This is a genomic window from Flavobacterium sp., assembly GCF_036515215.1.
GTDB lineage: Bacteria > Bacteroidota > Bacteroidia > Flavobacteriales > Flavobacteriaceae > Flavobacterium.
Window position 1 is genome coordinate 1 of sequence record NZ_DATBVQ010000077.1, and the last position, 9,444, is coordinate 9,444.

The following is a 9,444-nucleotide window of genomic DNA, read 5'->3' on the forward strand; positions in this document are numbered from 1 at the left end:
CGAAAGCCGATCAAGTACTTGTTATTGGTGTTTTTGAACCACTTAAACCGCTGGTGAATCAGGACATCATGTATCATGAAATAACAAAATCCGTAAAATGTGATCCCGAGTCCGATGAAAAACAGATAGTTCATGCCGCCCTGTACGCCAAAGTAAAAAAGAGCGATGCTGGGTGCTGCGAAAATCACAAAAAAGATATCGTTTCGTTCGAAAACGTTGGCATATTTGGGTTGGTGATGATCGGAATGGAAATACCACATCGATCCGTGCATAACGTACTTGTGAGTCATCCAAGTCACGCATTCCATGAAAAGGAAGACGCTTAAAAATATTAAAAAGGAAATCATTGTTTTTTATTTATTTACAAATATACATTTTAAAAATAAGTGCATTTCTTAAACCAATCTCAATTTGTAGGTCACGAAAGACTGCGCCAGTAATCCCGCTTTAGTGTAATTGGAAACCCGTATCCTTTCGTTCCCAATTTCGTGGCAAGGCGTGTTTTCTAGCTTTTTCAAAAGCTTTTTATAGTAGACAAATGCGGTATAAACGCCAAATTTAGCTTCGATAGGCAGTTTCAGGATTCCCTGGTAGGCAACTCTAAAATCCTCTTCGATTTCATTTATAATGGCCTTTTTAGCTTTTTCATCGAAGGAGTTTAAGTCCACTCCAGGAAAATAATTCCTGTTTAGTATCAAATTATCATCTTTAAGATCACGTAAGAAATTAACTTTCTGAAAGGCAGAACCCAAACGCATGGCTTCGTCTTTTAACTGATTATATTTTTGATCATTCCCATCCACAAAAACCTTCAGACACATCAAACCCACAACATCAGCTGAACCGTAAATATAATCGTCATATTCCGCCCTACTGTTGTAATCTGATTTGATTAAATCCAATTTCATGCTTTTCAAAAAAGACTGAATCATGTCATCGGTAATGTTATATTTTTTTACCGTTTGCTGAAAAGAGTTCAAGATGGGATTCAAGCTTATGCCCCTGTCAATTCCCTTGTAATACTCTTTTTCAAAATCATTAATCAAATCCTCTTTGTCGTAACCATGAAATGAATCTACAATTTCATCGGCAAAACGAACAAATCCATACACGCTATAAATCGCATCCCTGATACTTGGCGAAAGCATATATACTGCCAATGAGAATGAAGTACTGTAGTTTTTAGTGACTATTTTACTGCATTTGAAAGATACATCGTCAAATAATTGCTTCATAATTATTGCTCTAAAAATTGCTTGTTTATCAAATCTGACACTAATTTTCCTGATATTAGTGCGGGAGGGACACCAGGTCCCGGCACGGTCAATTGTCCGGTGAAATATAAATTACTAACCTTTTTGCTTTTTAGTTTGGGTCTTAAAAAAGCGGTTTGCATCAAAGTGTTCGCCATTCCATATGCATTCCCTTTGTAAGAATTATATTCTTTAACAAAGTCGTTTTTACAAAATGACAACTTAAAGATAATATTCTTTTTTATACTTTGTTGCGTTAAAACCTCAAAACGATCTATAATTTTATTAAAATATTCCTCTCTTAACTCTTCCGTATCATTAATCCCGGGAGCCAATGGAATGAGAAAAAACCCTGATTCCATACCTTCTGGCGCGGCAGTTTTATCGGTCAAAGACGGAAAATTGGCATAAAACAATGGTTCCTTTGGCCACTGCGGATCATCATAAATATCTTTTGCATGCTGATAAAAATCAACATCAAAAAACAAGGCATGATGCGAGATATTTTCAATTTTCCTGTCAAAACCCACATAAAACAATAAAGACGACGGTGCAAATACACGGCTTTCCCAGTATTCTTCTGAATAAGCCCTATGCTTGATATCCAATAAGGTTTCCGTATGATGGTAGTCGGCCCCACTCAATATGATATCTGAAAATATGGTTTCTCCATTAACGACTATCGCCTTAGCCATTTTTCCTTCTACAATTATTTTTTCAATGTTTGAATTGGTATGGAATATCACACCCAATTCTCTCGCTAAGTTTTCCATCGCACGAACCACGTCAAACATTCCCGTCTTGGGATGCCAGGTTCCCAAACCAAAATCGGCATAATTCATAAAACTGTAGAACGAAGGCGTATCTGACGGTTTTGCCCCAAGAAACAAAACGGGAAACTCCAAAATTTGGATTAACCTTTCGTTTTTAAATTTTTTGCGAACGTCACGACTTATATTGCTGAAAAATTGTCCTAATTTTTTAGTGGTCTCCACGGTCACAAGTTCTAATGCCGAAACACCAGGGCGATAAACCAAATCCTTGATTGCGATATCGTAATTGCTCTTGGCCTCGATGATGAATTCATGGAGAACTTTTCCGCTTCCTTTCTCAATCGATTCAAAAGTGGCCTCGATTTCCGCCAAATTATCGGCGATGGCAATAAATTCATTTTCGCCAAAATAAACCCGATAAGCCGGCGACAGTTTTATGAGCTCATAATAATCGGAGGTTTTCTTCCCGAAATCAGCGAAGAAGCGATCGAAAACATCAGGCATCCAGTACCAGCTAGGCCCCATATCAAATGTGAAGCCCTCTTTTTTCAATTGCCGGGCTCTTCCTCCTATTGATGTGTTCTTTTCAAAAACGGTAACCTCATGCCCGCTCTTAGCCAGATAGCATGAAGCGGACAATGCCGAAAACCCCGAGCCAATAATTCTAATTTTCTTTTTCATTTGTTTAGCAAATATACAAATTGTTTAAACAAAAACTACAATTTCTCCACTAATTCCGTTATCGAATCAAAAATGGAGATCTTATCTGAAATCCCTTTTCTTTCAATATCCCCGGCCAGTCTGCCTAAATACCATAATTCCGTGTTTTCGTCAAGCAGTTCTTCTGCCATTTTTCCGACATACTCATTAATGACATCTCTTTCAGGCTGAACAGTAAGATAGGAAACGAATATTATGGAGGGGAAATGTTTTTTTACATCTTTCAAATTATCAATTGGCATGCTTTCGCCGAGATAAATCGACTTGTATCCATGCAACAAAATTTCATAATTCAAATACATTAAACCTAATTCATGAATTTCATTCATTGGAAGCGAAAGCACAAAAACGGTGTCAAATTTTGTTCGTTTTAAAACCTGCAGTTTTTCCGTGTTTGTCAATAATTTTTGCTTAATTAAATAACTGATGAAATGTTCGTGAGCAGGTGTGATCGTATCCGTTTGCCATAATAAACCCAGCTCTTCCAATAAAGGTATAAATACCTCGTGAAATACCTCCTTGAATGACTTTTCCGCAATTAACCAATTGTAGGTATTGAGAAACAATTCCTCGTCATAGTTCATCATTGCCATCTTAAAAGCACTAATAGCGTGATTTTTGGAATTTTTAGAAGATATTATTTCTCTAACGAGCGAAGGGATTTTATCTTCAGAATAGGATGCGATTTTAGAAATCTTGTATCCGTAATCATGTAACAAAACGATATTTAACAGTTTTTGCAAACTGGCTAAATCATACAGCCGAATATTTGTATCCGTACGCATGGGTTTCAGTACATTGTATCGTTTTTCCCAAATCCGTATCGTATGTGCCTTTATGCCTGAAAGATTTTCGAGATCTTTAATGCTAAAAACATTTTTTACATTGTTCATGATTTATTATAATTTATTAAACAAATGTAAAATAAATTATTTAATAAATCTCAAATAATTGAGGCGGATTGCCTTTAATGCGCATTAAAACAGAAATAACGCAACTCACTGGGTTTAAAAGGCCCTCCACAGAGCTCCGAACGGACCTACTGAAAGTATGGTTTTTCAAAAAATATAGAAGCAGCTAAAGCAACCTTTGTAGGAATAGTTTTTAGTTGTTAAAAACGATGCGAAAAAATACGCTTTTTTTTATAGCAATTTCGACTGAAAAAATTAAATAAGTTTAGAAATTACTATTCAAACTATCTGAAAATCAGTACCTTTATGATAGTAGTTGTCTTATTTTCAAATAAAACTTAGAGTCATGTATAACGAGATCTTAAAAGACAGAATGGAGGCGGGTTTTTTGCTTTCCGAGAAATTAAAAAAATATCAGGACAGCAATTCGGTTGTTCTTGCAGTACCAAGAGGCGGCGTGCCCATTGGTCACGAGATAGCCAAAAGGCTCCATCTCCCATTAGACATTGTACTCTCCAAAAAAATCGGGCATCCCTTCAATAAAGAATTTGCCATCGGTGCCGTATCCCTGGATTCGGCGATAATCGACCAACACCCTGACGTCCCTAAAGAATACATAGAAAAGGAAACCATTCGATTACGGGAACTGTTGCAGGAAAAATACAAACTGTACAGAGGTGACCGCGACCCCATAGAACTTGCGGGCAAAAATGTCATCGTTGTGGATGATGGGATAGCAACCGGAAACACCTTATTAGTAACTCTGGCGATGTTGCGGAAAAAAAAACCGGCAAAAATCATCGTTGCGGTTCCAGTTTTACCCTATGACACAGTAAAAACCTTCGAGGAAAACACGGATGAATTTGTCTATCTCATTGCCTCCATACATTTCAGGGGCGTGGGTGGCTTTTACGAGAACTTTTACCAAGTGGAAGATGATGAAGTAATGCGAATGCTGAACGTGCCCAACCCAATTGAGTAAAAACGGTGATGAAGTATCATTTTTTAAAACTTTTCAAGATGAAAAAATTAGAAATAGACATCCCTTTAACTTCCGTCACACTGAAGGGGGACCTGGTAATTCCTGAAAACGCAACCGGGATTGTTGTTTTTTCGCACGGCAGCGGCAGCAGCAGATTCAGCACCAGAAACAGAATGGTTGCCGAATTGATACAGAAGCAAAACATAGGAACGCTATTATTTGACCTGCTTACCGAGGAAGAAGACCAGATTTACGAAAACAGATTCAACATTGACCTGCTGGTTAGCCGTTTGATAGAAACCACAGAATGGCTTATGGAATACGACGAGGTCAAAGGCTTGCCTATCGGGTATTTTGGAGCAAGCACCGGCGCGGCATCGGCACTGCGGGCGGCAGCCTATTTCGGGGAAACCATCAAAGCGGTTGTTTCGCGTGGCGGCAGGCCTGATTTGGCCCTGAGCGCCTTGCGTCAGGTGACGGCGCCTACCCTATTGATCGTGGGCGGGATGGATGTTCCCGTCATAGGGATGAACAAAATGGCCTTTGATGAGTTGCGCTCAGTGAAAGAGATGAAAATCGTTCCCGGAGCGACCCATCTTTTTGAGGAACCCGGAAAGTTATTGGAAGTAGCGAATCTAGCCATTAGCTGGTACAAAAGACATTTGGTCATCAAAGAGATGTCCTCTTGAATTTAGATTTTCGATAAAAACCCAAAATACTTATAGAATTAAACACAACTGACCATGGCAACAATAAATACGGATTTGGTATTTAACGGCAATTGTAAGGAAGCTTTTGATTTTTACAAATCCGTGTTTGGAGGCGAATACTCCTACGTTGGAAAGTATAAAGAGATGCCTTCAAAGGACGGCAGAAAATTTTCTGCGCAGGATGCTGAAAAAATAATGCATATCTCGTTGCCAATAAGCAAAGAAACCAGTCTAATGGGCAATGATTACATCGAAGGATTTGGAAATAAAACGATTTTCGGGAACAATTTTTCACTTTCCATCGATTCCGAAAGCAAAGAAGAAGCTGACAAATTATTCGGGGCATTATCAGAGGGCGGAAAAGTCACAATGCCTATGGATAACACTTTTTGGGACGCTTATTTTGGAATGTTCACGGACAAATTCGGTATTAACTGGATGGTGAGTTTTCAGAAAAAACAATAGCAAAAAGAATCAGGCCACATGATGCAAAAGGAGTTGAAAGTCAATTAAAATTGATAAACATGAAAAATCCGAAAAAGAACATTCAACTTTTTGACAATCCATTATTGGAAAAATTGACACGGACGAATTCCGCGGTTGTAATCACGATTTTGGCGCTTATATCCGTGACCGTATTCGTCTACGGGGCAATTTTTCATGAATTGAAATTGATTTTAATGTTTGCGATCTTACTTTTGGGAATTTTATTTTTCACCCTTGCCGAATACCTGATTCATCGTTTCGTTTTCCATTCCGGTGACTATACAAATGAACAAGAATGGCAGTTCAAGATGCACGGAATCCACCATGCGACTCCCAGCGACAAGCAGCGTCTTGCTATGCCGCTTCCATTGTCCATAACGCTAGCGGCATTATTCTTCTCCATTTTTTGGTTGGTGATGGGGAATTATGCCTATTTCTTTTTTCCCGGATTTCTTTTGGGATATTCTTTCTATCTCTATGTCCATTACCTGATTCACACCAGACGGCCTCCAAAAAACGTATTCCGGTTTCTGTGGCAGCACCATAACATTCACCATTTCAAGAATGATCGCGAGGCTTATGGTGTGACCACCCCGCTTTGGGATATTATTTTTAGGACAATGCCGATTGAAAAAAGAAGTAAACAAACTTAAAATCGTTCAAGATGAGCAGCTACAATGGAATGGCAATTGCAATCGCATGGCCGGAATTCACCGGTAAGCAGCCGGGTTCTTGGTATGATGCCCCGATGCGTTGGATAGGTCATAACAAAAACTACCAGTACAAAGTGGGCCACGCTTCATTGGTATTGGTTGACGCTACCTCAGGCAATTGCTCTTATTTTGATTGCGGGCGATACCATGCTCCTTATCAGCACGGTCGGATTAGGGACATTTCTACCGACGTAAATCTTAAAATACATGCCAAGGCCAAGTTCACCGACGATAAAATTGCCAATATTAAGGAACTATTGAACGAAATACAGAACAACGAAACTACTTTCGGTACCGGACCTTTGTACGCCTCCTATTGCCCCGTCAATATTGACTCTTCGAAATCCAAGATTAAAGAACTGCAAAGTAGGGACGCCATTCCTTTTGGTCCGTTCGTGATTAACGGTATTAATTGTTGCCGATTTGTGAGAAACGGTATTTTGGCGGGAGCGCCCGCACTAAAATATAGTTTTAAGCTCCGCTTTTTATGGCCATTCAAGCCAATGCCAATAACCAATGTTAACTTTCTTTCGGATAAAATCATCATCCCTGAAAATGCCGAAACTGAAAATCGAGAAAAACGGCTTCGTCACATTAACACATTATACACCAAAGAAACTGTAAAGGGCACGCTTCCTGCACCGCCAATACCTGAAAATATTCCACAGGACAGCCAATGGTTAGCAGGCGAAGTTGCGGGGGCTTGGTTCTGCTTGCAGCCAATTGACCATAGGTATCTAGTAAACCGATATTCATCGGAAGGCATCCTAGAATGTAGCGGGAAATTCAGAATGTGCAGTATTGGTTTCTTCGATGCCAAAAAATATTTTGCCTTTTCGCACTTGTCGCATTGTTCCAAAGTGACGCTTATCCAGGATAATGAGTTATTCGAATTCCTAAAAGAGGACTAGACTAATTCCAATCTCGAAATCCTGTTCTGATTTTGAATCGGGTGAATGAAAATTTGCAGCCGCAAAATTCAAATAACGAACCAAATGTATAACGGAAATGAACTAAGGAAACACCAATAATTTAATTATATTTGGGTCTAGCAAAAGTCCAAATTTATTCAAAATGCCAGATAAAAAATATATTGAAGAATACCCATATATCTCCTATAGCAAACCCATATTGACGGACCAGGAAATGCTGGAGCGCTCCAAATCCTTTTACGATTTTATGGACAACCGCCGTTCTGTTCGGGAATTCTCAGACAGAGCAGTTCCGCGCCAAGTAATCGAGGACTTGGTAAAAACCGCTTCAACGGCCCCTTCCGGTGCACACAAACAACCCTGGACCTTTTGTGTGGTTTCAAATCCCGAAGTCAAAAAACAGATACGCATCGCCGCCGAAGAGGAGGAATTGGAAAGTTACGAATCCCGGATGTCGAGCGATTGGCTGGAAGACTTAAAACCATTGGGGACGGACTGGCACAAGCCTTTTTTGGAAACGGCCCCTTACCTGATAATCGTTTTTAGGCGCATCTATGAATTTGGCAACGAGGGAAAAAAGAAAAATAATTATTATGTTCAGGAAAGCGTCGGTTTGGCTACAGGATTTTTGTTGGCCGCCATTCACAATGCAGGATTGGTCGCTTTGCCCCATACTCCCAGCCCAATGAATTTCCTAAGCAAAACGCTGAACCGTCCCGAAAACGAAAAGCCCTTTTTGTTAATTCCCGTGGGTTATCCCGCAGAGGAATGCTGGGTTCCGGATATAAAACGAAAAGAACTGAAAGACATTTGTGTTTTTTATTAAAAAAACTTGATCCCCTCCAGAAACCATTCCGGTAAAAAAGAAGATCTTACCCCAAAAATTACAAACAAAAAAACAAATATATGGCCTCAGGATTTTTTGCCCTATTAGATGATATTGCAGCGCTTATGGATGACGTTGCCGTTTTGAGTAAAGTTGCCACAAAAAAAACAGCCGGCATTTTAGGTGATGATTTGGCCGTTAATGCCGAGAAGGCTTCCGGATTCGTTTCCTCGAGAGAAATCCCGGTTTTATGGGCGATTACAAAAGGCTCCTTTTTAAATAAATTAATCATTCTGCCTTTGGCTTTTCTGTTGAGCGCTTTTGTGCCTTGGGTCGTCACCATAATACTGGTGCTCGGCGCGATTTATCTAGCCTATGAAGGGGCCGAAAAAATACACGAATACCTAGTCCCCCATAATCCCACAGAAACCAGAATCGAAATTAAACCTCTGACCGAAGCGGAGATATTGCTACTTGAAAAGGACAAAATAAAATCAGCTATTGTAACCGATTTCATATTATCAATAGAAATAGTGATAATTGCATTGGGCACCGTACTGGGACAACCAATTTTAAACCAAAGTCTTGTGGTAACTTTTATTGCTTTCTTGGCAACGGTCGGTGTTTACGGAATCGTGGCACTTATTGTGAGAATGGATGATTTAGGGCTTACTTTGAAAAACAGAAACAATTCTATAGCAAAATTTACGGGAGGCCTATTGATTAATGCATTGCCACAAGTCATCAAAATATTATCATTTGTAGGCACAATTGCATTATTACTGGTGGCTGGCGGAATATTCGTTCATAACATCGAATTCTTGCATCATTTTTTAGACAGCTTGCCCGATGTTTTAAAAGAATTCATCGTCGGCTTGATTGGCGGCACAATAGCCTTGATTATCGTTTCCCTTTTTAAAAAAATGATTAAAAAGAAATAAATAAAGCATCCGCTAAATAAAAAACGCAATGATTTCGATACAATTGATTGACACAAAGCATGCCCTATACCAATCAGAAAGGGAAGTGCGAAACAAAATTTTACTGCGACCAATAGGTGTTCCGGATCACGCTTGGGAAATGAACGACGAAAAATCGTGGCATTTCGTGGCGGCTGAAAAGAATAATATCGTTGGTT

At 39.4% G+C, this 9,444-nt stretch carries 11 protein-coding genes; 7 read left to right on the forward strand and 4 right to left on the reverse strand.

Annotated features, from left to right (window positions below):
* The 4 genes from VIH09_RS05640 to VIH09_RS05655 all read right to left on the reverse strand — a co-directional run.
* Positions 1-347 (reverse strand): carotene hydroxylase (locus VIH09_RS05640; protein ID WP_331578756.1); only part of this gene is annotated, 347 nt, incomplete at its 3' end.
* A 48-nt stretch (positions 348-395) separates the two neighbouring features.
* Positions 396-1,235, reverse strand: coding sequence for a phytoene/squalene synthase family protein (locus tag VIH09_RS05645; protein WP_331578758.1), 840 nt, complete (start codon positions 1,233-1,235; stop codon positions 396-398).
* Positions 1,236-1,237: 2 nt separating this feature from the next.
* Positions 1,238-2,707 carry a phytoene desaturase family protein gene (locus VIH09_RS05650; protein WP_331578760.1) on the reverse strand — a complete coding sequence of 490 codons (1,470 nt, stop codon included), beginning with the start codon at positions 2,705-2,707 and terminating at the stop codon, positions 1,238-1,240.
* 35 nt (positions 2,708-2,742) lie between these two features.
* A complete protein-coding gene (locus VIH09_RS05655; protein ID WP_331578762.1) occupies positions 2,743-3,639 on the reverse strand; it encodes a MerR family transcriptional regulator in 897 nt (298 codons plus the stop codon).
* Positions 3,640-4,003: 364 nt separating this feature from the next.
* Between VIH09_RS05655 and VIH09_RS05660 the strand changes: the two genes are divergently transcribed.
* The 7 genes from VIH09_RS05660 to VIH09_RS05690 all read left to right on the forward strand — a co-directional run bounded on the left by VIH09_RS05660 (position 4,004) and on the right by VIH09_RS05690 (position 9,247).
* Positions 4,004-4,639, forward strand: coding sequence for a phosphoribosyltransferase (locus VIH09_RS05660; protein WP_331578764.1), 636 nt, complete (start codon positions 4,004-4,006; stop codon positions 4,637-4,639).
* Between the two features lie 38 nt (positions 4,640-4,677).
* Positions 4,678-5,328: a dienelactone hydrolase family protein gene (locus VIH09_RS05665; RefSeq protein WP_331578766.1), complete on the forward strand. Its 651-nt coding sequence runs from the start codon at positions 4,678-4,680 to the stop codon at positions 5,326-5,328.
* A 54-nt stretch (positions 5,329-5,382) separates the two neighbouring features.
* Positions 5,383-5,814, forward strand: coding sequence for a VOC family protein (locus VIH09_RS05670; protein WP_331578768.1), 432 nt, complete (start codon positions 5,383-5,385; stop codon positions 5,812-5,814).
* A gap of 59 nt (positions 5,815-5,873) precedes the next feature.
* Entirely contained in the window at positions 5,874-6,488 is a 615-nt protein-coding gene (locus tag VIH09_RS05675; protein WP_331578770.1) for a sterol desaturase family protein, read from the forward strand.
* A gap of 11 nt (positions 6,489-6,499) precedes the next feature.
* Positions 6,500-7,459: a DUF6695 family protein gene (locus VIH09_RS05680; RefSeq protein ID WP_331578772.1), complete on the forward strand. Its 960-nt coding sequence runs from the start codon at positions 6,500-6,502 to the stop codon at positions 7,457-7,459.
* A gap of 163 nt (positions 7,460-7,622) precedes the next feature.
* On the forward strand, positions 7,623-8,306 hold the full coding sequence (locus VIH09_RS05685; protein WP_331578774.1) for a nitroreductase family protein: 684 nt from the start codon (positions 7,623-7,625) through the stop codon (positions 8,304-8,306).
* Between the two features lie 80 nt (positions 8,307-8,386).
* Positions 8,387-9,247: a DUF808 domain-containing protein gene (locus VIH09_RS05690; RefSeq protein ID WP_331578776.1), complete on the forward strand. Its 861-nt coding sequence runs from the start codon at positions 8,387-8,389 to the stop codon at positions 9,245-9,247.
* Positions 9,248-9,444 lie beyond the last annotated feature (197 nt).